Raw genomic sequence first — 24,317 nt, 5'->3', positions numbered from 1 at the left:
GCGTCTCCGTTTTGAGTTCGGATAGCACCTCGTTGTGCAATGGTCTTGAACGAAACGGCCAATCGTGCTGCTGAAATCACCCCTTCGATTTCTCTGATGGGTCTGGAGCGAACTGCCGCAGGATTTCGCCGGGCGTCAGCGAGGTGAGCTCCCTCGTTTCCCGGGTAAGGTGTGCCTGGTCGGCATAGCCGGCATCGGCGGCCAGGGCCGCCAATTTGTCCTGCGGCCGGCCGCGGCCGGCAGCCAGGAAGCGCTGCAGCCGCAGCACGCGATCTAGGGTCTTGGCGCCATAGCCGAAATGCTCGAGGCAGAGACGGCGGAGACTTCGCTCGCTAGAGCCGGTTGTTCGCGCCAGGTTTCGGATGGGATCGGCCGCGGCTGGGCGGGCCTCGTGGAGATGCTTCACCAACGAAGCGATGTTCGGTGGCGGGGGGTGCGCGGTCGAGAGGCGGCCTTTAAATGCGCCTGCCAATATCGCGAGCCGCTCGGTGGCGTCCCGTGCCAGCGCCATCCGCTCGTCCATTTCGTTGGCCGCTCGCCCCCAAAGGAGATCGAGTGGGACCGTCCGGCCGGTCAACCCGCTCAACGGCGTGCGCAGCCAGGCGGCCGCTGCACCAATTCTGAACCGGGCACCGAAGATGGTATCGCCTGCGGCGAGCTTGGGGAAGGCGGCGACACGGTCGGGTCCAACGATTGCCGGGCCGCCGGACGTCCAGATGACGTCGGCGCAGCCGTCCGGTACGACGGCCATGCTTGGCGCTTCGCCGTCGGGGAGTCGATGCAGCCACAGGCATTTGAAATAGGCAGCAAGCGCGCCGGCGGCGGGCCGCTCCCGGTAAATGCCCGTGCTTTGCGCAAGTCGGGGCGGTGTGATGTTCGGCATGCCCGGCTCTCCTCGATGTCGGCGCTACTACGGCGACACGGCAGCCATCTTACAGCCGGAAGTGGGCCGAAAGGAGCTGATTGTTGCCGGGGGCGACGCACCGCGCGCATTCGACTCCAGAACTTGACGCAGATCAAGGATCTGGGTCGGTCTCAGCCTCGCTGCATTCCGCTGCGGCGCGTCATGGCGCGTGCTCGACGACGGCGACGGCAAGCCGGAGAAGCAGTGATTTTCTCAGGAATGGCTTGTCGTAAATCGATTTGAGTGCCAAAACAGCCTCCTCTGCCGCATGTTGCCGGCACCCCCTTCGCGGGCCACCGGGACGTGCGCAGTTCAATTCGAAGGAGCCGGCACCGACGCGACTTCGCGGCCCGTGCATGGCTCTCCTGCCCAATGGAGGGAAGCACGTGTCACAGGCGGAAATCGGCCTCATCGGTCTCGGCGTCATGGGATCGAACCTGGCACTCAATATCGCGGAGAAAGGCAACAAGATCGCCGTTTTCAACCGTTCGGTTGACGCGACGCGGAAATTCTACGCGGAGGCGGGCGCGCTCAAGGAACAGATCGTTCCCTGCGAAACGATCCAGGAATTCGTCGCCGCTATCCGTCCGCCGCGCCCGATCATTATCATGATCAAGGCCGGCGACCCCGTCGACCAGCAGATGCAGGCGCTGAAGCCCCATCTCGACAACGGCGACATCATGATCGACGCGGGTAACGCCAATTTCCGCGACACGATGCGCCGCTTCGATGCGTTGAAGGATAGCGGCCTCACCTTCATCGGCATGGGAGTTTCCGGCGGCGAGGAGGGGGCGCGCCATGGACCGTCGATCATGGTCGGCGGTACGGAGGAATCCTATCGCCGCGTCGAAAAGGTGCTGACCTCGGTCGCCGCGAAATACGACAATGATCCCTGCGTCGCTTGGCTCGGCGAAAACGGCGCCGGCCACTTCGTCAAGACGATCCATAACGGCATCGAATATGCCGACATGCAGATGATCGCCGAGATCTACGGCATCCTGCGCGACGGACTGAAGATGACGGCGCAGGAGATCGGCGAGGTCTTCGGTGCCTGGAACAAGGGCCGGCTCAATTCCTACCTGATCGAAATCACCGAAAAGGTTTTGAAGGCCGCCGATCCTTTAACCGGCAAGCCCATGGTCGACCTGATCCTCGACAAGGCCGGACAGAAGGGCACCGGCAAATGGTCGGTGATCGAGGCGCAGAACATGGGCGTGCCGGCGACCGCCATCGAGGCGGCCGTCGCCGCCCGCAGCATCTCCTCCGCGAAGGAGGAGCGTGAGGCAGCCGAAAAGATCCTCGGGCTGCCGCCGGTCGGCGAGTTCAAGTTGACGGACAAGCAAGCCTTCATCAAGGACCTCGAAAGCGCGCTGCTCGCCGGCAAGATCGGCGCCTATGCGCAGGGCTTCGCGGTGATGTCGGCCGCCTCGAAGGAGTTCGACTGGAACCTCCCGATGCCGACGATCGCCCGGATCTGGCGGGCCGGCTGCATCATCCGCTCGCAATTCCTCGACGAGATCACCACCGCCTTCACCAAGGCGCCGGATGCGGCCAACCTGATCGTCACGCCCGCCTTCGCGGCGATGGTCGAGGAAACCGACGGGGCGCTCCGCCGGGTCGTTTCCGCGGCGGTGCTCGGCGGCCTGCCGGTGCCGGCGCTCGCCTCGGCGCTCGGCTATTTCGACAGCTACCGCCGCGGCCGCGGCACGGCGAACGTCATCCAGGCGCAGCGCGACTTCTTCGGCGCTCACGGTTTCGACCGCGTCGACGGCGCCGACAGCCACCACGGACCGTGGGGCAGCGGATTGACCGCTTAGTTTAGAATCAGTTCAGATCGCTTCTACCAAAGGAAGGGTGGCGCCGGTCGCCCTTCCGCGGCAAGCTCACGACATCTCAAGCAAGGGAGCAATCGGGAAGGCAGCATGAAATTCAGGGTGATCGAAGGGGGCAAGGCGATCGACACTGGGTCCGGAACCGGGCCGGGAGGCATCCGCGGCGAGGCGGAGCGGCGCATAAGGGCGTCGGGCTACGAGCAATGGCGGGTACGCAGCCTAGCCACGGGTGCGCCGATGCCGCATTCCATCCGCTATCTGAAGATGCAGATCGATTTCGTCGCCGAGAAACTCGAACAGCTCAATCCGATCCCGGCGGATTTTACCGACGACAAGTACTGGCCAGCCGTGAGCATATGAAGCATAAGCACGGGCTCGATCGGTTCAATTCTTCCCCTGCGGATAGATCGTCTCGCCGCGCTTCAGCATCTCGACAAAGGTCTCGATCTTCTTCTTTCGACCGGCTTCGGTTTTCATGTTGTGGGTGCGGAAGGCCAGCGCGAAGCGGTTCTGTTCGCTAAGCTTGCTAAGCATCTCCCTGGCCTTGGGTTCGGCTTCGATTGCGGCCTGGAGGTCGTCGGGGATCTTCATGTCCTTGCCGCTCTTATAGGCGCGGTCCCAGCGGCCGTCGGCCTTGGCCATCTCCACCTGCCGAAGCCCGTGCTCCGTCATCCGGCCGTCCTCGATCAGTCGCGCGACATTATCGACATTGATCTTGCTCCAGGTGCTCTTCCTGCCACGTGGCGTGTAGCGTTGGAGAAAGCTTTTCTCGTCGAGCCCCTTGCGCACCCCGTCGATCCAGCCCCAGCAGAGCACCACGTCTATGGCCTGCTTGGGCGTGATCGACTTGAGCCCCGACCCAACTTTGTGGACCTTGATCCAGACTTCGTCCTGCCTGTCGTGGTGCTTGCCGAGCCAGGCATAAAAGGCTGCGGGGTCCTCGAACTCATGCACTTTGTCGGGATCGACCTTGACGGGCGGCATCAGTCAGTTTCCTCCTGGCGGTGACATCATCGCTCCTGAATCGGCGAGCCTACAAGGCGCCGCTGTCGCCTTCCAGCCCTCACCCTACGACGCGAACCGACAAGTGGGGCGCGGTAAACGCAACTGGCGTGCGCAACGGGCTCGTGAGATGGTTAAGTTACGTGGATGATTGGCCCCGGCATGCCTGCGCGTTCCGGATAACGTGACCTCCAACGGAAAGAGGCTCGCATGCCCGCGGTTTCGAACCTGAGCTACGATGCCTGGCTCGAGCACGCCTTTGGCCACTCGATCAGGCCGCACGGCTATCCCTGGTTCTTCGACGAAGATCCGCCTTGGTGGAATCCAGAGCCGCCCGTCGCCATCGAGTACTTCACGAGGCTCTTTTCGACAACAGAGCACTCGCTCGCCAGCTTCTCCGATGCGCAGATTGCCCAGGGACTCACCTATCTCCTGAGCACCAGCGCCTCGGGTGACAACGGGTGGTTCTACAGCACCTCAACGCCGACGGGGGCGCGGCTCTCCTGCATTGAGGCCATAGAGAACGTCTTCACCGATCTATTCGCACCTCGCTGTGCTGCTGTGTTGGGCCACATAGACGAGCCCGGCGCGGCTCCCCTGAACACTGTCTGTTACATGTGGTGGGACGAGTTCCCGTCTTTGGCGCTCCCGGACGATCCTTCTTGCGACCGCATGCAGAAGGCAGCGATCGATGTCATGCGCCGCACGCTAGGCCTCAGCTCGATCGCGTGCCAGGAAGCAGCCCTCCATGGCCTCGGCCATTGGGCACGGTACCGGCCGAGCGACGTCGCCGCGGCCGTCGACGAATTCCTCGGCGACGGGCGCAGCAAACGGGTCGAGATCATCTCCTATGCCCGATCCGCGAGGTGCGGCTGCGTCCTTTGAAACATTGTGAAATCTGAAATGTTCGTCCGCGGCGGTGCATCTCATCGGTGTCGCCTCTGGATGAAGGCGTCCGGCAAGGTGTAGACTTGCTCCATTGAGGGGCGAGGGAGGGGCTAGTGCCGACGAATGAAGCAAAGGGACGCCATCTGGCCGTTGTCCTGGCTGCCGACGTCGCTGGGTACAGCCGTCTCATGTCGGAAGACGAAGAGGCGACGCTCAGCCTACTTACTAAGTATCAGGAGATCATTGCGGGTCTTGTCGCCGAACACCGCGGTCGGGTGTTCAACATGGCTGGCGATGGCGTCATGGTCGAGTTCGCAAGTGCCGTGCAGGCGGTGCGTTGCGCCGTCGCTATTCAGCGCGCCCTCGGCCGCCGCAATATCGATCTCCCCGAACGCCGCCGCATGATGTTCCGCATCGGCATCAATCTTGGCGACGTAATCGCCCGCGGCGGTGATCTCTTCGGAGACGGGGTCAATATAGCGGCGCGGCTGCAGACGCTCGACGAACCGGGCGACATCTGTATCTCTGCTTCCGTGCATGATCAAATCGTCGGAAAGCTAAGCTTTGCGTGTGAGTGCCTCGGCGAAAAAACCTTAAAAAATATCGCGCGACCGGTGCGCGCCTATCGCGTCCGCTCCAGCATGGAGCCGCCTGTGCCGATAACCGAGCTCCAGAGCGGCTCTTTGGCCTTGCCGGACAAACCGTCGATCGCGGTGATGCCATTCGTCAATATGAGCGGAGATGCCGAGCAGGATTACTTTGCTGACGGCCTGACGGAGGATCTTATTACGGCCCTCGCAAAGTTCCGGTGGTTTTTCGTCATCGCCCGCAATTCGAGCTTCACCTACAAGAACCGCGCCGCCACGGTGCAGCAGATCGGCAGTGAACTCGGCGTGCGTTATGTGTTGGAGGGGAGCACGCGCAAATCGAGCGACAGGGTTCGCGTCACGGCGCAGTTGGTGGAAGCGGAAACCGGCCATCATGTCTGGGCCGAACGGTACGACCGTGACCTGGCGGAGCTCTTCGCGCTGCAGGACGAGATCGTCGACCGCGTTGCCGGCGCGATCGAGCCGGAAATGCTGAGAATGGAGACCCTACGGGTGCGGCGCAAAGCGCCGGACAACCTGACCGCCTGGGAACTGATCTTTCGCGGCATGTGGCACTTCTATCAGTTCACGCCGGCCGAGCATCGCTGTGCGCGTGAGCTGTTTCGCAAGGCGATCGTGGCGGCGCCCGATATCGCCGAAGGATACACGTGGCTTGGCAGGTGCAACGCGGGGACGCTGTTCTTCCGGTGGAGCGAGAACCCCGCGGGGGACATGGCGGAGGGATGGCAGGCGGCGCTGCGTGCCGCGCAACTTGCCGAAACCGACCCCTATGCGCATTATGCGGTGGGAATTATGAGCGTCGTCATGGGCAGGCTCCATCGGGCAATGGAGGCCGCCCAAAGATCGATTGACCTCAGTCCCAGCTTTGCGCTCGGCTATATGCTCCTCGGTTGATGAGGTGGAACGACCCGCTACCACAGCATCAACGTGCTAACGTGGTCGTTGTTTTGAACGCCACAAAGTAGGAGCCGTTCCGTGAAGCAAGTTATCACTATCGGGTTGGATTTGGCCAAGCAGATTTTTCAGGCTCATGGCGCCGACGCTGAGGGCTCTCCACTCTTCACCCGAAGGCTGCGCCGCGCCGAGGTGCTGCGTTTCTTTGAGAAGCAGCCCCCATGTTTGGTTGGTATCGAAGCCTGCAGCGGTTCGCACTACTGGGCGCGGGAGATCGGCGCACTCGGCCACGAGGTACGTTTGATTCCGCCGGCCTATGTCAAACCGTTCGTCAAACGGGGGAAGACGGATGCAGCCGACGCTGAGGCGATTAGTGAGGCAGTGACGCGCAAGACGATGCGCTTCGTTCCGGTGAAATCCCCCGAACAGCAGGCGGCGGCGATGGTCTTGAAGACACGCGCCCTTCTGGTTCGTCAGCAAACTCAGACGATCAACGCGCTACGTGCTCACCTGTCCGAACTGGGAATCATTGCCGGCATCGGCACGGCGAAAATTGCAAGCCTGATCGCGATCGTGCGTGATGAAACCGATGCGCGTCTCCCGAACGCGGCCCGCTTCGCTTTGACGGCAATTGCGGATCAAATCGACGCGCTGGCGCTGCAGATCAACAAACTCGAGCGAGAGCTTGTCGCCGAAGTGAAGCATGACGAAGACATGCGGCGGCTGGCCACAATCCCTGGCGTCGGAGCCATTACGTCGGCCTCCATCAAGGCGCTTGTCCCAGACCCGGGTGGGTTCAAATCCGGGCGCCATTTCGCCGCATGGCTGGGATTAACGCCGAGATCCCATTCGAGCGGAGGCAAGGAGCGATTGGGCAAAATATCGAAGATGGGCAATCCCGAGCTTCGCACTCTGCTCGTCGCCGGTGCAACCTCGGTCCTGCGACATGCAAGAGGCAACCACAAAGCCCCACGGTGGCTAGTCGCACTGTTAGCGCGACGGCCTTTCAAGGTCGTTGCGATCGCGCTCGCCAACAAAATGGCGCGGATCATCTGGGCGCTCCTGACCAAGGGCGGAACATATCGCGGTCTCGAGAGCAGTGCGGCCAGCTCATAAGCTGACAACGAACATCACGAACTGCGCGGCACGGTAGCCGCCAGTGGCAAGGTGCACAAACAAGCGATGATTCCACAACGGGACGAAATCCCGAGGCGAGAGAGGCCAGCGCGACATTGCGCTTCGAGCGCGTTTGGTTGATCAGTCACTCGTTTCGCGGACTTCATCGAGGCCAGCGGTCCACAGAACCGCGCTGATAGGCCGGACATATGACCGCACCGTTCCCGCGGGATGAATCGCTGAAAAATGCCCTTGCCAAGCGGGTCGTTCCACATATGTCGCGCCTCTTCCTCGGCCGGGCCGGCCAGGCGATTGAGCCATTTCAGAGAGGCCTGCGCCTCAGTCCGCACGATCCGCTTGCATTCCTATGGCTGCATTTCCTGGCCTTCGCGCATTTCCTCACAGGGGAGTACGAAGAATCGCTTCAACCGGCGCTCAATGCCGCGGCCAAGCGGCCGGATCTACCCTCCACGCACTGCGCACTCGTCTGTTGTCTCGTGGAACTGGGGCGCCAGCGTGAGGCCGAACAGGCAGCCGCCGAAATGCAACGGAACTCGTCTGAAGGACAGGAGGAACTCGGCGAGTTCGTATCGCGCTTCGTCAATCCCGAGCAACGCGAACAAATACGCACTAGTCTCCGCAAAGCGGGCTGGCAGGGCAACTGGTAGCCCGCGGATCGACCGACCTAGTCTAAACTTCCGGCGATCTCTGCATCGGCGGCTGGAATTCGGGCTGGCTGAGGCTTTGAAGCGTTTCGGGAGGGCTTCCCTCGATGCGGCCGATGACCGCCTTGGCGAGTTCGCGTCCGGCGACCCGGATATCCTCGTACATGGTCATCACTTCCGGGCGCAGCCAGCGCAGGAAGTCGCTCGGGACCTTGGAGACCATGTCTGCGTCCTCGCCGAGCTTCTTGCGCGCCGCCTCGATGCCGGCAATCAGCGCAATGGCACCCGAGCCGCTGCCGGAGACGATCCCGTCGGGGGCGTCCGAAGAGCCCATCAGCTTCTCGAAAGCGTCGCGGATGGCGACGAGGCTGTAGTCGATGTTGACCTGATGGAAGCTCACCGACTCCGCGCCGAAATCCTTGAGACCGTGCTCGAAGCCGGTGCGCATGTGGGAATGGAAGGTGAGGTGGGGCGGCGGTTCCAGGAGCACCAGCCGGCGCCTGCCGCGCTCGACAAGCCTGCGCACCGCCTCATACGCGAAGCGTCCGTTGTCGAAGTCGTGATAGGGATGGGCGATCCCCATTTCGGTCCGGCCATGTGTCGCGAAGGGAAATTGACGCTCGGTGAGCAGCGTCACGCGTGGATCGTTCGGCTCCATTCGAGAGATGATCACGCCGTCGGCAGCGCCGGTATCGAGAATGTAGCGGATCGGCCCGAGCGGATCCTTGGAGGAACTATAGGGCGTGACGACGAGATGATACGGCGTGCCGGCGAGGATCTCGGTGATGCCGATGACCATCGGGCTGGTGATGCCCATGATCTCTTCCTCGAGCGTCAGCACAAGGCTGATGACATTCGTCTTGCCGGTCCTGAGGCGGACGCCTGCGCGGTTCGGCTGATAGCCGATCTGCTTGGCGACCAGGCGCACCCGCTCCTTGGTCTCGGCGCCGATGTCGGGCGCGTCCTTCAGCGCGCGGGAAACGGTTGTGATGCCGAGCCCGGTCATGAAGGCGATCGTCTTCAATGTCGGCCTGCCGCCCTCCGTTGGCGGCGCTGCCGCTGGCCTGTTTCTCGTCCTGTCTTCCATGCCCATCACGCAAAGCCCGCTCGTTCGGACCTTCAAGGTCGCCGTTCCCAGCCGCACCCCGTGGTGGCCGCTCGCGATAGCCCGTCTCCTTAGCCCGTAGGGGCGTTATATACGATTTGCCCGAACGCACCATATCGGGGCGAGGCGAAATCGTATCTTGAAATCTGTAACGATACAGTAGCGATGTCGAGCCTTTTTGTTGTTGCGCTGCGAAGGGCGTAAACGGTGAGTTGAATTAGGAGTGCGTGCAGCGTCATGCTGCGTTCGCGGACACTCCATTGGTGATGCGCATCGCAACACGTCGAATTAATTTATGCATCGCAGGCACTTAAAGGATGATTTCTGAAGCGCTGCGGCAGCTTGGTATGGCCGAATGAAGCCATTTGCCGGGCCGCGGAATACAACCAAAGGAAGTATTAAAATAATAAATTTGAATTATCCGTTGTGGGTGTTGCGTCGGCAATTGGATTGAACTAAGTTTTTTACGGTAACGTTACAGTGAGGGAGGAGACTCATGAAATTACGTTCTTTGGCCGGCGCTTTGGCCGCAACCGTGGTCCTACCGTTCGGCCTGGCTCAGGCCACCGATCTGGAGGTCACGCATTGGTGGACGTCCGGCGGCGAAGCTGCCGCGGTCGCCGAACTGGCGAAGGCATTCGACGCGACCGGCAACAAATGGGTTGACGGTGCGATCGCCGGCTCCGGCGGCACGGCGCGGCCGATCATGATCAGCCGCATCACCGGCGGCGACCCGATGGGCGCGACTCAGTTCAACCATGGCCGTCAGGCCGAGGAACTGGTCGAGGCCGGGTTGATGCGCGACCTGACCGATGTCGCTACGCGCGAAAACTGGAAGGAAATCGTCAAGCCGGCCAGCCTGCTCGACTCCTGCACGATCGAAGGCAAGATCTATTGCGCGCCCGTCAACATCCATTCCTGGCAATGGCTGTGGCTTTCGAATGCTGCCTTCAAGCAGGCCGGTGTGCCGGTGCCGAAGAACTGGGACGAATTCGTTGCGGCCGGGCCGGCGCTTGAAAAGGCCGGCATCATACCGCTTGCCGTCGGCGGTCAGCCGTGGCAGGCGGCCGGTGCGTTCGACGTGCTGATGGTGGCGATTGCCGGCAAGGACGTGTTCGAGCAAGTCTTTGCCAAGAAGGATGAGGAAGTCGCAGCCGGACCGGAGATCGCCAAGGTCTTCAAGGCGGCCGACGATGCACGCCGCCTGTCGAAGGGCACCAATGTTCAGGACTGGAACCAGGCGACGAACCTGGTGATCACCGGCAAGGCCGGCGGCCAGATCATGGGCGACTGGGCCCAGGGCGAGTTCCAGGTGGCGGGCCAGAAGGCCGGTGTCGACTATACCTGCCTTCCTGGTCTCGGCGTGAACGAAGTGATCTCGACCGGCGGCGATGCCTTCTACTTCCCGCTGCTCGAGGACGAGGAAAAGTCGAAAGCGCAGGAAGTGCTGGCATCGACGCTCCTCAATCCGAAAACACAGGTCGCCTTCAATCTGAAGAAGGGCTCGCTGCCCGTGCGCGGCGACGTGGACCTCGCAACCGCCAACGACTGCATGAAGAAGGGACTGGAAATCCTCGCCAAGGGCAATGTTATCCAGGGCACCGACCAGCTGCTGTCGGCCGACAGTCAGAAGCAGAAGGAAGATCTCTTCTCCGAGTTCTTCGCAAACCCGTCGATGACGCCGGAAGACGCGCAGAAGCGCTTCGCGGAAATCATCGCCGCAGCGGACTGATCGCGGCTTCCAGACGGCCTCGCTGCTGCGCGAGGCCGTCGCTCGGCCCGCCGCCGTGCCCGAATGCCGCTGAGGCGGAGCGCGCATGGCAGACAAGGACAGTGGGGGCACGTCCCGTGGCCGGCGTTGAAGTTCGGCGGCTTGCTGGTCGCCGGTGCCGCCCGCCGCCAGACATTGTCGCAGTTCCGGAGGAGGAAACATGACGGCTCTAACACGTGGTTCGGGCAGACCGAACCAGTGGCTGCGCAACCTGAATGCGAAGATCGCCTCGATTCCGATGATCCTGACAGCCGTGGTCATCTTCCTCGGCGGCACGATCTGGACTGTCGTCTACTCGTTCACCAACTCGAAATTGCTGCCGCGTCTCTCCTTCGTCGGCCTCGACCAATACGAGCGGCTGTGGGCGGCGCCGCGCTGGATCATCTCCATCCAGAACCTTGCGGTCTACGGCTTCTTCTCGCTGGTCTTCAGCCTGGTGATCGGCTTCGTGCTCGCGGCGCTGATGGACCAGAAAATCCGCTTCGAGAATACCTTCCGAACTATCATGCTCTATCCCTTCGCCCTGTCCTTCATCGTGACCGGGCTGGTCTGGCAGTGGCTTCTCAATCCACAATTCGGCATCCAGTCGATCGTTCGGTCGCTCGGCTGGACAAGCTTCTCCTTCGACCCGCTCTACGATGCCGATATCGTCATCTACGGCATCCTGATCGCCGCGCTCTGGCAGGGCACGGGTCTCGTCATGTGTCTGATGCTCGCGGGCTTACGCGGCATCGACGAGGACATCTGGAAGGCCGCGCGGGTCGACGGCATCCCGATGTGGAAGACCTATGTGCTGATCATCATCCCGATGATGCGCGGCGTTTTCATCACCACCCTGGTGATCATCGCGAGCGGCATCGTCAAGGTCTACGACCTCGTCGTGGCGCAAACGAGCGGCGGCCCCGGCATCGCGTCGGAGGTGCCGGCCAAATACGTCTACGACTACATGTTCCAGGCCCAGAACCTCGGCCAGGGCTTCGCCGCCTCCACCATGATGCTGATCACCGTCGCCATCATCATCGTGCCGTGGGCGTATCTGGAATTCGGAGGAGGCCGCAAGCGTGGATAACATTGCCAGCAACAGCACGCTCACTGCCCATGAAACGGCAACCGGGCGGATCGAAAAGGGCCCGAGCGGCCGCAAGCCGCGCCGCCGGCTTTCGCGGCGCAACATCATCGTCTACGGCACCTTGATCGTCGTGGCCCTCTACTACTTGCTGCCGCTCTACGTGATGATCGTGACGTCGCTCAAAGGCATGCCGGAAATCCGCGTCGGCAACATCTTCGCGCCGCCGCTCGAAATCACCTTCGAACCCTGGGTAAAGGCTTGGGCGGAGGCCTGCACGGGGCTCAATTGCGACGGGCTCTCCCGCGGCTTCTGGAATTCGGTCCGCATCACCCTGCCTTCGGTGATCATCTCGATCGCGGTTGCCTCGGTGAACGGCTATGCGCTGGCGAACTGGCGCTTCAAGGGGGCGGAGCTCTTCTTCACCATCCTGGTCATCGGCGCCTTCATCCCATACCAGGTGATGATCTATCCGATCGTGATCGTGCTTCGTGAAATGGGCGTCTATGGCACGCTGACCGGACTTGTCATAGTGCATACGATCTTCGGCATGCCGATCCTGACCCTCCTGTTCCGCAACTACTTCGCGGGACTGCCGGAAGAGCTCTTCAAGGCGGCGCGGGTCGATGGTGCCGGGTTCTGGACGATCTACTTCAAGATCATGCTGCCGATGTCGCTCCCGATCTTCGTGGTGGCGATGATCCTGCAGGTCACCGGCATCTGGAACGACTTCCTGTTCGGCGTCGTGTTCACGCGGCCTGAGTACTACCCGATGACCGTCCAGCTCAACAACATCGTCAATTCGGTCCAGGGCGTGAAGGAATACAACGTCAACATGGCAGCGACGATTTTGACGGGAGCCGTTCCGCTCGTCGTCTATTTCGTCTCCGGTCGGCTCTTTGTCCGCGGCATCGCGGCCGGTGCAGTGAAAGGATAAGCAAGGATGACAAGTGTTTCCGTCAGGGATCTGTCACTGAATTTCGGCGCCGTCACGGTTCTCGACAGGCTCAATCTCGACATCGACCATGGCGAGTTCCTCGTCCTGCTCGGTTCGTCAGGCTGCGGAAAGTCGACGCTGCTGAACTGCATCGCCGGCCTGCTCGACGTGTCCGATGGACAGATCTTCATCAAGGACCGCAATGTGACCTGGGAGGAGCCCAAGGATCGGGGCATCGGCATGGTGTTCCAGTCCTATGCGCTCTATCCGCAGATGTCCGTCGAGAAGAACCTTTCCTTCGGCTTGCAGGTCGCCAAAATTCCGCAGGCGGAAATCGACAAGCGCGTGAAGCGCGCCGCGGAAATCCTGCAGATCCAGCCGCTGCTGAAGCGGAAACCCTCGGAGCTCTCCGGCGGCCAGCGCCAGCGCGTGGCGATCGGCCGGGCGCTGGTGCGCGACGTCGACGTCTTCCTCTTCGACGAGCCGCTGTCGAACCTGGACGCCAAGCTGCGCTCCGAATTGCGGGTCGAGATCAAGCGGCTGCACCAGTCGCTGAAGAACACGATGATCTACGTCACGCACGATCAGATCGAAGCGCTGACGCTCGCCGACCGCATCGCCGTGATGAAGAGCGGGGTCATCCAGCAGCTCGCCGATCCGATGACCATCTACAACGCCCCAGAGAACCTCTTCGTTGCCGGCTTCATCGGCTCGCCGTCGATGAACTTCTTCCGCGGCGAGCTGGAGGCGAAGGACGGCCGCAGTTTCGTTCGGGTCGACGGCGTTGCCTTCGACGTCACCGCCTATCCGGCACGCACGAGGCTTCACCCTGGCCAGAAGGTGGTCCTCGGCCTGAGGCCCGAACACGTCAAGGTCGACGAGGCGACGGAAGGGCACGAGGTGCACCCCGCGACGGTCGACATCGAGGAGCCGATGGGCGCCGACAACCTCCTGTGGCTGAGGCTTGCCGGCCAACCCATGTCGGTGCGGATCGCCGGCCAGCGGCGCTACCCACCGGGCAGCACGGTGCGCCTCTCCTTCGACATGGCCGTCGCCTCGATTTTCGACGCAGCCAGCGAAAACCGACTTTGACCGAACATCCGATAGGCCGGTGACGTTTCATCGGATGAAAGCCGGCGCGAAATCACCGGCCAATGAATGGACTGTGGGAATGCCTTCCGAGATCAACAACTGTGACCCGATCCGCATCGATCTTTCCGGCGACTGGCTGCTCGCTTCGGCCGACAACAGCCATGCCCTGACGATCGCCCTGCCGGGCGACGTGCACAGCGCGCTGCAGCGCGCCGGCATCATTGCCGACCCCTATCACGGCCGGAACGAGGCGGACGTCCAATGGGTGGCGTACAAGGACTGGGTGCTCGAGCGCACGGTCGCCATCGACGCGAGCGATCTCGAGGGACACTGGTATCTCGATTTCGAGAGCATCGACACGGTCGCCTCGGTCTTCGTCAACGATCGCCTCGTCTTGCAGGCGGACAATTGCTTCCGCCGCCATCGCCCCGATGTGTCGCAGGCACTTGTCGCCGGAGAGAACCGGATCCGCCTCGTGCTGCATTCCTCGATCGCCGAAGGTGCCCGGCGCCAGGCGGAGCAGCCGTTTTACGTGCCCTATCACGACGGCAACTCGCCGATCGCCAACGGCAACATGCTGCGCAAGCCGCAATGCCATTTCGGCTGGGATTGGAACATCGCCATCGCGCCGCTCGGCGTCTACGGCTCGGCGGCGCTCTGCCGGCTTGAGACGGCGCGCATCGAACATGTGACGACACGCCAGGTCTGGCTCGATGATGGGTCTGTCGACCTGCAGGTGACCGTGGAGCTCTATGCCGGCGATCCGGGCATCCTGCCGATCCATTTCGAACTCGACGGCCTGCGCGAGCGCCTGGACTGCAGCGTTGCCGCAGGCGAAACCCGCATCACCCATGTGTTCAACGTGGCGGAACCCAGGCGCTGGTGGCCGGCCGGCAGCGGCGAGCAGGTGCTCTCCATCCTCAAGGTGGAAACGCCCGAGGAGAGCGTCACGCGGCAGATCGGCTTTCGGACGCTCGAACTTGTCACCGACCAGGACGAAGCCGGCAGCCGCTTTGCGTTCCGCGTCAACGGCCGCGAGATTTTCTGCCGCGGCGCCAACTGGATACCGGCGGATGCGCTGACGTCCCGCGTGACGCCGCAGGGTGTCGAGGACCTGTTGCGCTCTGCAGTCGAAGCCAACATGAACATGATCCGCGTCTGGGGCGGCGGCTTCTACGAGCCGGATTGGTTCTACGATCGCTGCGACCGCCTCGGCCTGCTCGTCTGGCAGGACTTCATGTTCGCCTGCAATCTCTATCCCTCGACGGCTGACTATCTCGAAAACGTTGCCGCGGAAGTCGAGTATCAGGTCAAAAGGCTTCAGTCCCATCCGTCGATCGCGCTCTGGTGCGGAGACAACGAACTGGTCGGAGCGCTGACCTGGTTCGAGGAAAGCCGCAGGGATCGCGACCGCTACCTGGTTTCCTATGACCGGCTGAACCGCACGGTGGAGACTGCGCTCAAGGCCGCCTCGCCGGAGGCGATCTGGTGGCCGTCGAGTCCGTCGGTCGGATATCTCAATTTCGGCGATGCCTGGCATGCGGATGGCGCCGGCGACATGCACTACTGGTCCGTCTGGCACGAGAACAAGTCCTTCGCCAATTATCGCACCGTGCGGCCGCGCTTCTGCTCGGAATTTGGCTTCCAGTCCTATACGTCGATGCCGGTGATCCGGCAGTTCGCCGAGGCGGGCGACCTCAACATCGCCTCGCCGGTCATGGAGGCACATCAGAAGAATGCCGGCGGCAACGAGCGGATCGCCGGGACCATGTTCCGCTATTTCCGCTTTCCCAAGGATTTTCCAAGCTTCGTCTATCTGAGCCAGATCCAGCAGGGCCTGGCGATCCGCACGGCCGTCGACTACTGGCGCTCGCTGAAGCCCCATTGCATGGGAACGCTTTACTGGCAGCTCAACGACACCTGGCCGGTCGCCTCCTGGTCGAGCCTCGACTATGGCGGCCATTGGAAGGCCATGCATTACATGGCGCGCCGCTTCTTCCAGCCGGTCGCCGTCGCAGCCATTCCTTCGGTGGATGGCCGGGAGATCGCCTTCTCAGTGGTGAACGATACATTCGAGCCGGTAACGATCGAGCTCGAGGCTTTCCTCGTTGCGCTCGACGGCAGCCGCCGTCCATTGATGGCCGCCATGGGATCCTGCTCGTCGGACCGCGCGGCGACGCTCGTGAGCATCGCCGCAACCGACATTCCCCGGGATACGCTGCTCTTCTGGTCCTTCGAGGCCTCCAACGGCATGCGCGGGGAGGGGCACTACGTCCACGGCACCTACAAGGCGCTCGAACTCGCGCCGTCCGGGCTGTCGCTCGAAGCGGCATCGCGGCCGGACAGCAGTTTCGACGTCACTGCGACCGCGACCGGTCTCGCGCTGCATGTCATGCTCGAGGCCGATGTCGAGGGCCGCTATTCCGATAATGCCTTCGACCTAACGGCGGGCCAATCCAAGACCATTCGCTTTACACCAAGAACCCGGCTCGCCGAGGGCGCTCTGCCGCGCTTCGCCGCCTGCGATCTCGAATCCTGCCAGGGAAAAGGGTGAGTGAGTGAGGCGTATTCCGGCAAATGGCCCGCGGCTCCGCGTCCGACGTATGGGCGGTCGTTATCTCTTTTTTCCAGCAATCCTTCCCGCAAGTCCCACGAGGAGATTCTCAATGAAAGACGTCAGCTTCCAGCTCTATAGCGCCCGCAACTTCCCGCCGCTTGCCGAGGTGCTCTCCGCTCTCGGTGATGCCGGCTACACGCAGGTCGAGGGCTACGGTGCGCTCTACGCGTCGCTTAGCGACGGCGAGATTGCCGGCTTCAAGAGCGGTCTCGATCGCCACGGCCTCTCCATGCCGACCGCCCATTTCGGGCTCGACATGCTCGAGTCGGATCCGGAGCGGGTCCTGAAGATCGCCAAGGCGCTCGGCATCCGCGCCGTCTATTGCCCCTATCTGATGCCCGACCAGCGCCCGACCGATGCGGCCGGCTGGCGCGCCTTCGGAGCGCGGCTGCAAACTGCGGGCAAGCCGTTCCGCGAGGCGGGGCTCGACTTCGGCTGGCACAATCACGACTTCGAGTTCCATCCGCTTGCGGACGGTTCGGTGCCGCTCGACCTGATTTTTGCCGGCGGACCGGAACTCTCCTGGGAGGCCGACATCGCCTGGATCGTGCGCGGCGATGCCGATCCCTTTGCCTGGATCTCGAAATACGGCAGCCGCATCACCGCCGCCCACGTCAAGGACATCGCGCCGAAGGGCGAGAATACAAGCGAAGACGGCTGGGCGGATGTCGGGCAGGGCACGCTCGACTGGAAGGCGCTCATCCAGGCGCTCTCCAGGACCTCGGCCAAATACTTCATCGCCGAACACGACAATCCCAGCGACTTCCGGCGCTTCGCCAAGCGCTCGCTGGCTTCCATTCAATCCTACTGACAAGCGGATATTTCCATGGCAAAAGAACTGGGCGTCGGCATCATCGGATGCGGCAATATTTCAACCACCTATTTCAAGCTCGCGCCGCTCTTCAAGGGCATCAGGGTCATCTCCTGCGCCGATATCAATCCGGCCGCCGCCGAGGCGCGTGCCGCTGAATTCGACGTGACGGCGCAAAGCATCGAGGCGATGCTTGTCAATCCGGAGATAGACATCGTCGTCAACCTGACGATCCCGGACGCGCATTTCCCGGTTTCGAAGGCAATCCTCGAATCCGGCAAGCACGTCTATTCGGAGAAGCCGCTGGTGCTCACGCTCGAGCAGGGCGAGGAACTGCGGGCAATCGCAAAAGCGAAGGGGCTGATGGTCGGCTCGGCGCCGGACACCTTCCTCGGCGGCGCGCACCAGCTCGCCCGTGCCCATATCGACGCGGGCAAGATCGGTCGGGTCACATCGGGGACCTGCCATGTGATGAGCCCGGGCATGGAGATGTGGCATCCGAATCCGGACTTCTTCTTCCTGCCGGGCGGCGGGCCGGTGCTCGACCTCGGGCCCTATTACATCGCCAATCTCGTCAATCTCATCGGACCGGTGAAGCGCGTCGCAGCACTTTCCTCGATGGCGAGCCAGACCCGCACGATCACCAGCGAGCCTCGGAAGGGCGAGGTGATCCCGGTCAAGACGCCGACCAACATCCACGCGCTGCTCGAATTCCACCACGGCGCGACAATCACTCTTTCAGCAAGCTGGGACGTCTGGTCGCACCGCCACGCCAATATGGAGCTCTACGGCACCGAAGGCTCGTTGTTCGTACCGGATCCGAATTTCTTCGGCGGCACTGTCGAGGCCAGCGGCCAGGACAAGGAGATCCAGCCGCTCACGATGTGGGAGCACCCGTTCGCCGTCGACAACTGGGAGCATCCGCTCGGCCCGATCGCCAACTATCGCACGGCCGGCCTCGCCGACCTGGCAGACGCCATTCTGACCGGCCGTGATGCCCGTTGCTCGCTCGATCGTGCCCTTCACGCCGTCGACGTCATGGTGTCAATTTTGAAATCGGGCGAGGAGGGCCGCTTCGTGACTCTGTCCACGACCTGCACCCAGCCCGCAGCGCTCGGCATCGGGGAGGCGCAGGCGTTGCTGCGGTGAGGCCGAACAAACCCCTCCCCAACCCCTCCCCACAAGGGGGAGGGGCTTCTCGGCCGGACCGTTTCCACCGCCCTCTCGACCTCTACGCAAGTCACGCAATTGGAAATCGCACGTGATCGCAGCGGGCACGACTTGCCCCTCCCCCTTGTGGGGAGGGGTTGGGGAGGGGTATTCAAAGCACCCGACGCAATTGAGGAGCATAGCCATGGCCTGGCAACCGGCGGAAAACCGATACGAGAAGATGAAGTACAGCCGCTGCGGCCGGAGCGGGCTGAAGCTGCCGGCGATTTCACTGGGGCTGTGGCACAATTTCGGCGGCGACACGCCGCATGAGCGCAAGATCGACATGTGCCGGACGGCTTTCGACCTTGGCATCACCCATTTCGATCTCGCCAATAATTACGGTCCGCCGGCCGGTTCGGCCGAGACGGCCTTCGGCGAAATCCTCAGGACCGATTTCGCCGGTCTGCGCGACGAGCTGATCATCTCCTCCAAGGCAGGATACGACATGTGGCCGGGTCCCTATGGCGAATGGGGCAGCCGCAAATATCTGATCGCCTCCTGCGACCAGAGCCTGAAGCGCTTGGGGCTCGACTATGTCGACATCTTCTATTCCCACCGCTTCGATCCGGACACGCCGCTCGAGGAGACCTGCGGCGCGCTCGACCACATCGTCCGCTCGGGCAGGGCGCTTTATGTCGGCATATCCTCCTACAATTCGCAGCGCACCCGCGAGGCGGCAGCGATCCTCAAGGAACTCGGCACGCCCTGCCTCATCCACCAGCCGAGCTATTCGATGCTCAACCGCTGGATCGAGGATGACGGCCTCGTCGGCACCCTTGAAGAACTCGGCATCGGCTCGATCGTCTTCTCACCGCTCGCCCAAGGGATGCTTACGACGAAATATCTGAGCGGCATCCCGCAGGACAGCCGCGCCGCCCAGAACCACTTCCTCAAGAAGGACTTCATTCGTCCGGCGATCACCGACAACATTCGCAAGTTGAACGCGATCGCCGAAGGGCGCGGCCAGACGCTGGCGCAGATGGCGCTTGCCTGGGTGCTGCGCGGCGGCCGCATCACCTCAGCACTGATCGGCGCGAGCCGTTCCGAGCAGATCGTCGATTGCGTCAGGGCGCTCGATAACGACGCCTTCACGGCCGAGGAACTGGCGGAGATCGATCTCTACGCCCGTGAAGCCGACATCAATCTCTGGGCTTCGTCAGCCGAACGCTGATTGCACCGGAATGCCTTGATTTGCCTTGAATTTACGGCCATCGGACATAGTTTCCCAAGCCTGTACAAAAGTAGGGGGCGGCGGCTCGATGCCGCCGCTGGACATGGGATTGCGTTTATGTAAGGTGCGTTGCTGTTGTCCGGTTTGCGCAGTGTTTTTGCAACGCGTGCCGGGCGGCAAACGAGGAGAAACAAGGCGCTTCGATCACCCGGAATGGATCGAGGAAGCCTCGGTAGGCGGGGGCGTTGACAGTCAACAGCGTCGATCGCCAGGCGGGAACCAGGGAGGAACTATGGATCGCCGTTCATTCATTAAAAACGCGAGTTTGGGCGGCCTCGGTGCGGCTGCCGCGACCGCGCTCGCATCGCCGGCCATCGCGCAAAGCAATCCGAAAGTGACCTGGCGTTTGACGTCGTCGTTCCCGAAATCGCTGGATACGATCTACGGCGGCGGGGAAGTCCTGTCGAAATACGTGTCTGAGGCGACCGACGGCAACTTCCAGATCCAGGTCTTCGCAGCGGGCGAAATCGTCCCGGGGCTGCAGGCCGCCGATGCGGCCGCGGCCGGTACCGTCGAAGCGTGCCACACCGTCGCATACTATTACTGGGGCAAGGACCCGACCTGGGCGCTCGGCGCTGCCGTGCCCTTCGCGCTCAACGCGCGCGGCATGAACGCCTGGCACTATCATGGCGGCGGCATCGACCTGTTCAACGAATTCCTCGGGGCGCAAGGCCTGGTCGGCTTCCCGAACGGCAATACCGGCGTCCAGATGGGCGGCTGGTTCCGCAAGGAAATCAAGACCGTCGCCGACATGAAGGGGCTAAAGATGCGCGTCGGCGGCTTCGCCGGCAAGGTCATGGAGCGCCTTGGCGTGGTGCCGCAGCAGCTCGCCGGCGGCGACATCTACCCGGCCCTCGAGAAGGGCACGATCGATGCCGCCGAGTGGGTCGGCCCCTATGACGACGAGAAGCTCGGTTTCTACAAGGTGGCGCCGTATTACTACTATCCCGGCTGGTGGGAAGGTGGTCCGACGGTCCATGCCATGTTCAACAAGGCGGCCTACGACGGTCTGCCGAAGGCCTATCAGTCGCTTCTGCGCACCGCCTGCCAGGCGACAGACGCGAACATGCTGCAGAAGTACGATTTCCTGAACCCGTCGGCGATCAAGCGTCTGGTTGCGGCCGGCGCCAAGCTGAGCCCGTTCAGCCCGGAAATCCTGTCGGCCTGCTTCGACGAGGCGAACAAGGTCTATGCGGAGATGGAAGCGTCGAACCCGACCTTCAAGAAGATCTGGAATTCGATCAAGGCGTTCCGCGCCGAATACTACCTGAACGCCCAGATCGCCGAATACAACTACGACACCTTTATGATGATCCAGCAGCGCAACGGCAAGGTCTGAGCTTAACCTCTGTTCCTGACTGCAACCAGCCGCTCGCAACCTTGGTCGCGGGCGGCTTTCTTATTGCCGGACGTCGACCGGCGATTGTCCAGTGGTTTCGTGGTAGGGTTGCCGCCTCAACGCGCAAGGAGGATGCGTAATGCCGAGCGAAAGCCAATCGATCGCGCTCGGCCCCGGAGAGGGGCGGCGCTACGACATGGGTGCGATACAGGCCGTCTTCAAAGCCGATGGACCGGAGACCCAGGACCGCTTTTCGGTCTCGGAGTGGTGGCTGGACGCACGGCATGAAGGGCCGGGTGCCCACAAGCACGATGACAACGACGAGATCTTCTATGTGATCGAGGGCACGGCCAGCATCCTAGTGGGCGACACCTGGCACCAGATGGCGAAGGGGTCGCTTTGCGTCATCCCGCGTGGAACGATGCATGATTTCAAGAACGAGAGCGCGGCCCGCATGGGCCTGCTCAACGTTTTCGTGGGTGGCCCCTTCGAAGAGATGATGCCCATGATCGTCGACTGGTATCGCGACAATCCGGCAAAGCGGCTGGATTAGAAACCAGGTTTTCTTGTCGGGAGCGTAAGCCACAAAGAAAACGGGCGGCCGTGGTCGGGGCCGCCCGATGCATTTCGAGCCGATTCTTGCTCTATTTGAACGACGGCGGCTGACTGAGATCGTTCGAAGGCGCGGTCTGCGGCTGCGGCTGTGCGCCGCCGTTCTGATCAGCGGGCTTCTGGTCGAGCGGGCTGCCACCGGGGAGTTGCAGGCCGCCCGGAAGGCCGAGGCCGCCGCCGTTGTCGGGCAGGGTCAGTCCGCCGCCTCCCGTCCCGAAACCGGGCACCTCGATCTTGATGGTCGACGGATCGACCGTGGTGCCGCTTCCCTTGTAATGCATGACCATCTGCGGGAAGAGGATCGTCAACGCCACCATCACGATCTGGATGCCGACGAAGGGCACCGCACCCCAATAGATTTGGCCGGTTGTCACCGGCTGCGTCATCTTGCCGGTCACCTTGTCGAGATAGGGCACCCTCGCGGCGACCGAACGCAGGTAAAAGAGCGCGAAGCCGAAGGGCGGATGCATGAAGCTCGTCTGCATGTTGATGCCGAGCAGCACACCAAACCAGATCAGATCGATGCCGAGCTTGTCCGCCGCGGGTGCGAGCAGCGGCACGATGATGAAGGCGAGCTCGAAGAAGTCGAGGAAGAAGGCCAGGAAGAAGACGAGCAGGTTGACGGCGATCAGGAAGCCGATCTCGCCGCCCGGCAGCCCGACCAACAGGTGCTCGACCCAAAGGTGCCCGTTGACGCCGTAGAAGGTTAGCGAGAAGACGCGAGCGCCGATCAGGATGAACAGCACGAAAGCCGAAAGGCGGGTGGTCGACGCGAGCGCAGCCCGGATAACCTCCATGTTGAGGCGGCCTTTCGCCGCAGCCATGATCAGCGCGCCGACTGCACCCATCGCCCCGCCTTCCGTCGGCGTCGCGATTCCGAGGAAGATCGTGCCGAGCACGAGAAAGATCAGCGCCAGCGGCGGGATCAGCACGATGATGACCTGTTGGGCGAGGCGCGACAGGGCATTGAGCTTCATGGCCCGATCGACGAGCGCAACGACATAGATGATCGCGACGCCGACGGTCGCGCCGAGAATGTCGGCGTTTTCGCCCTGGGTTGGCGACAGGTAGACATGCGCCGCATAGGCGATGCCGGCTGCTACGAGCAGCGCGACGATGAGCGACGCCACGCCCGATCCGAGCGTACGCGCTTCCAGCGGCAGCGCCGGCATGGAATCGCGCTTCAGGAAGGTCATAAGCAGGATGTAGCCCATGTAGAGGCCTGTCAGCACGAGACCCGGGATCAGGGCGCCGGCATACATGTCGCCGACGGAGCGGCCGAGCTGGTCGGCAAGAACGATCAGCACAAGCGACGGCGGGATGATCTGGGCAAGCGTGCCGGAGGCGGCGATGACGCCCGACGCGATGCGCCGGTCATAGCCGTAGCGCAGCATGATCGGCAGCGAGATCAGGCCCATGGCGATGACCGAGGCCGCCACCACACCGGTGGTTGCCGCAAGCAGCGCGCCGACGAAGATCACCGCATAGGCGAGGCCGCCGCGGACGGGGCCGAAGAGCTGGCCGATCGTGTCGAGAAGGTCCTCGGCCATGCCGGAGCGTTCGAGCACGATCCCCATGAAGGTGAAGAAGGGGATGGCAAGCAATGTGTCGTTCGACATCACCCCCCAGAAGCGCTCCGGCAGGGCGTTGAGCAGCGGCCAGGAGAGATTGATCGAATCCGAAAGCGGCGCCAGTTCCACGCCGATGATGAAGAACAGCAGGCCGTTGGCGGCAAGCGAGAAGGCGACCGGGTACCCCAGCAGCAGGAACACGATCAATGAGGCGAACATGATCGGCGCCAGGTTTTCAGCGATGAGCTCGATCACGGGCGTACCTCCGGAGCGACGGGGTCTTCAAGCGGCGCGTGGGTCGGTACGTAGGGGGTCGGATCGTCCATGTTGCCGGTCATGATGGCAATCTTCTTGATGATTTCCGAGACGCCCTGCAAGGCGAGGAGAATGAAGCCGAACAACAGGATGGCCTTGGCCGGCCAGATGATCAGCCCGCCGGCGCTCGACGATACCTCGCCCGAGACATAGGACATTTGGACGTAAGGCACGAGGTAGTAGAGCATCAGGACCACGAAGGGCATCAGGAAGAAGACGTGCCCGAAGAGATCGATCCAATGCTGGACGCGCCGCGAGAACATTCCGTAGACGACATCGATCCGGATGTGCTCGTTCTGGCTGAGCGTATAGGCGGCGGCGAACATGAAGGCGGCGCCGAAGAGGTACCATTGCGCCTCGAGCCAGGCGTTGGACGACACGTTGAAAGCTTTTCTGATGACCGCGTTGCCGGCGCTGACGAGAACGGCGACGAGTATGAGCCAGGAAACTGCCTTGCCGATTCTCTCGGTAATGGCATCGATCAATCGGCTGAAGCCGAGTAACGGATTCATTGAATACCTCCCCGCATTGGCTGGTTTTTGGTGTTCTGCCAAGCACAGTCACAGTGCCGATTTCAAGCTTCCTTTCAAGTCTGGGCGGCCATTTTTCCGTTTCGCGGCCGGCGTATGTACGAAAGTATCATGGGGAGGCCCTCGGAGTGCCTCAAGCTCCGGCGCTAGGCTCGATATACCGCCTTGTATTGGCGTGCGGTTCCCCTCGTGGAGGCGA

The 24,317-nt window shown here is 62.4% G+C and carries 21 protein-coding genes; 16 read left to right on the top strand and 5 right to left on the bottom strand.

Going from position 1 to position 24,317, the window contains the following annotated elements; all coding sequences use genetic code 11:
- Nucleotides 1-76 precede the first annotated feature (76 nt).
- Entirely contained in the window at nucleotides 77-883 is an 807-nt protein-coding gene (locus SS05631_RS09205) for a helix-turn-helix domain-containing protein (protein WP_037423712.1), read from the bottom strand.
- A gap of 407 nt (nucleotides 884-1,290) precedes the next feature.
- On the opposite strand from SS05631_RS09205, the gene gndA reads away from it, so the two are divergent.
- Complete coding sequence (gndA, locus tag SS05631_RS09195) at nucleotides 1,291-2,721, top strand: NADP-dependent phosphogluconate dehydrogenase (RefSeq protein WP_037423715.1); 1,431 nt, start codon at nucleotides 1,291-1,293, stop codon at nucleotides 2,719-2,721.
- A 105-nt stretch (nucleotides 2,722-2,826) separates the two neighbouring features.
- Nucleotides 2,827-3,096, top strand: a complete 270-nt coding sequence (locus tag SS05631_RS09190; protein WP_037423718.1) for a hypothetical protein — start codon at nucleotides 2,827-2,829, stop codon at nucleotides 3,094-3,096.
- Nucleotides 3,097-3,120: 24 nt separating this feature from the next.
- On the opposite strand, the gene SS05631_RS09185 is transcribed toward SS05631_RS09190, so the two are convergent.
- A complete protein-coding gene (locus SS05631_RS09185; protein WP_037423720.1) occupies nucleotides 3,121-3,720 on the bottom strand; it encodes a YdeI/OmpD-associated family protein in 600 nt (199 codons plus the stop codon).
- 228 nt (nucleotides 3,721-3,948) lie between these two features.
- Here SS05631_RS09185 and SS05631_RS09180 point away from each other — a divergent pair, with 228 nt between their 5' ends.
- From SS05631_RS09180 to SS05631_RS09165, 4 genes are all read left to right on the top strand, one after another.
- A complete protein-coding gene (locus SS05631_RS09180; protein ID WP_037423723.1) occupies nucleotides 3,949-4,623 on the top strand; it encodes a hypothetical protein in 675 nt (224 codons plus the stop codon).
- A 116-nt stretch (nucleotides 4,624-4,739) separates the two neighbouring features.
- Entirely contained in the window at nucleotides 4,740-6,128 is a 1,389-nt protein-coding gene (locus tag SS05631_RS09175) for an adenylate/guanylate cyclase domain-containing protein (protein WP_050988338.1), read from the top strand.
- 81 nt (nucleotides 6,129-6,209) lie between these two features.
- On the top strand, nucleotides 6,210-7,244 hold the full coding sequence (locus SS05631_RS09170) for an IS110 family transposase (protein ID WP_095677963.1): 1,035 nt from the start codon (nucleotides 6,210-6,212) through the stop codon (nucleotides 7,242-7,244).
- 209 nt (nucleotides 7,245-7,453) lie between these two features.
- On the top strand, nucleotides 7,454-7,912 hold the full coding sequence (locus SS05631_RS09165; RefSeq protein ID WP_095677962.1) for a hypothetical protein: 459 nt from the start codon (nucleotides 7,454-7,456) through the stop codon (nucleotides 7,910-7,912).
- Between the two features lie 22 nt (nucleotides 7,913-7,934).
- Here the strand turns inward: SS05631_RS09165 and SS05631_RS09160 are convergent, their stop codons facing one another.
- Nucleotides 7,935-8,996 (bottom strand): LacI family transcriptional regulator, encoded by a 1,062-nt coding sequence (locus SS05631_RS09160; protein WP_037426813.1) that lies wholly within the window; start codon nucleotides 8,994-8,996, stop codon nucleotides 7,935-7,937.
- 514 nt (nucleotides 8,997-9,510) lie between these two features.
- Here SS05631_RS09160 and SS05631_RS09155 point away from each other — a divergent pair.
- The 10 genes from SS05631_RS09155 to SS05631_RS09110 all read left to right on the top strand — a co-directional run bounded on the left by SS05631_RS09155 (nucleotide 9,511) and on the right by SS05631_RS09110 (nucleotide 21,643).
- Nucleotides 9,511-10,746 (top strand): ABC transporter substrate-binding protein, encoded by a 1,236-nt coding sequence (locus SS05631_RS09155; protein WP_037426803.1) that lies wholly within the window; start codon nucleotides 9,511-9,513, stop codon nucleotides 10,744-10,746.
- Nucleotides 10,747-10,945: 199 nt separating this feature from the next.
- The gene (locus SS05631_RS09150; RefSeq protein ID WP_037426801.1) at nucleotides 10,946-11,854 is read left to right on the top strand and encodes a sugar ABC transporter permease; all 909 of its coding nucleotides are present in this window, start codon (nucleotides 10,946-10,948) and stop codon (nucleotides 11,852-11,854) included.
- Nucleotides 11,847-12,788, top strand: a complete 942-nt coding sequence (locus SS05631_RS09145; protein ID WP_037426799.1) for a carbohydrate ABC transporter permease — start codon at nucleotides 11,847-11,849, stop codon at nucleotides 12,786-12,788. The genes SS05631_RS09150 and SS05631_RS09145 overlap by 8 nt, the downstream gene beginning before the upstream one ends.
- A gap of 6 nt (nucleotides 12,789-12,794) precedes the next feature.
- A complete protein-coding gene (locus SS05631_RS09140; protein ID WP_037426797.1) occupies nucleotides 12,795-13,880 on the top strand; it encodes an ABC transporter ATP-binding protein in 1,086 nt (361 codons plus the stop codon).
- 79 nt (nucleotides 13,881-13,959) lie between these two features.
- Entirely contained in the window at nucleotides 13,960-16,434 is a 2,475-nt protein-coding gene (locus tag SS05631_RS09135) for a glycoside hydrolase family 2 protein (RefSeq protein WP_037426793.1), read from the top strand.
- Between the two features lie 112 nt (nucleotides 16,435-16,546).
- Nucleotides 16,547-17,308 carry a sugar phosphate isomerase/epimerase gene (locus SS05631_RS09130; RefSeq protein ID WP_095677961.1) on the top strand — a complete coding sequence of 254 codons (762 nt, stop codon included), beginning with the start codon at nucleotides 16,547-16,549 and terminating at the stop codon, nucleotides 17,306-17,308.
- Nucleotides 17,309-17,323: 15 nt separating this feature from the next.
- On the top strand, nucleotides 17,324-18,457 hold the full coding sequence (locus SS05631_RS09125) for a Gfo/Idh/MocA family oxidoreductase (protein ID WP_037426765.1): 1,134 nt from the start codon (nucleotides 17,324-17,326) through the stop codon (nucleotides 18,455-18,457).
- A gap of 205 nt (nucleotides 18,458-18,662) precedes the next feature.
- Complete coding sequence (gene mgrA / locus SS05631_RS09120; RefSeq protein ID WP_037426762.1) at nucleotides 18,663-19,691, top strand: L-glyceraldehyde 3-phosphate reductase; 1,029 nt, start codon at nucleotides 18,663-18,665, stop codon at nucleotides 19,689-19,691.
- 292 nt (nucleotides 19,692-19,983) lie between these two features.
- Nucleotides 19,984-21,090, top strand: a complete 1,107-nt coding sequence (locus SS05631_RS09115) for a TRAP transporter substrate-binding protein (RefSeq protein WP_037426759.1) — start codon at nucleotides 19,984-19,986, stop codon at nucleotides 21,088-21,090.
- Nucleotides 21,091-21,229: 139 nt separating this feature from the next.
- Nucleotides 21,230-21,643 (top strand): cupin domain-containing protein, encoded by a 414-nt coding sequence (locus SS05631_RS09110; RefSeq protein ID WP_037426758.1) that lies wholly within the window; start codon nucleotides 21,230-21,232, stop codon nucleotides 21,641-21,643.
- Nucleotides 21,644-21,734: 91 nt separating this feature from the next.
- Here the strand turns inward: SS05631_RS09110 and SS05631_RS09105 are convergent, their stop codons facing one another.
- Nucleotides 21,735-23,528: a TRAP transporter large permease subunit gene (locus SS05631_RS09105; RefSeq protein ID WP_037426756.1), complete on the bottom strand. Its 1,794-nt coding sequence runs from the start codon at nucleotides 23,526-23,528 to the stop codon at nucleotides 21,735-21,737.
- Nucleotides 23,525-24,100, bottom strand: coding sequence for a TRAP transporter small permease subunit (locus tag SS05631_RS09100; protein ID WP_037426753.1), 576 nt, complete (start codon nucleotides 24,098-24,100; stop codon nucleotides 23,525-23,527). The genes SS05631_RS09105 and SS05631_RS09100 overlap by 4 nt, the downstream gene beginning before the upstream one ends.
- Nucleotides 24,101-24,317: the final 217 nt, after the last annotated feature.

Source organism: Sinorhizobium sp. CCBAU 05631 (assembly GCF_002288505.1).
GTDB classification, from domain to species: Bacteria; Pseudomonadota; Alphaproteobacteria; order Rhizobiales; family Rhizobiaceae; genus Sinorhizobium; species Sinorhizobium fredii_C.
Note: the sequence above shows the minus strand (reverse complement) of the source record. Positions and strands in the feature narration are given on the sequence as shown.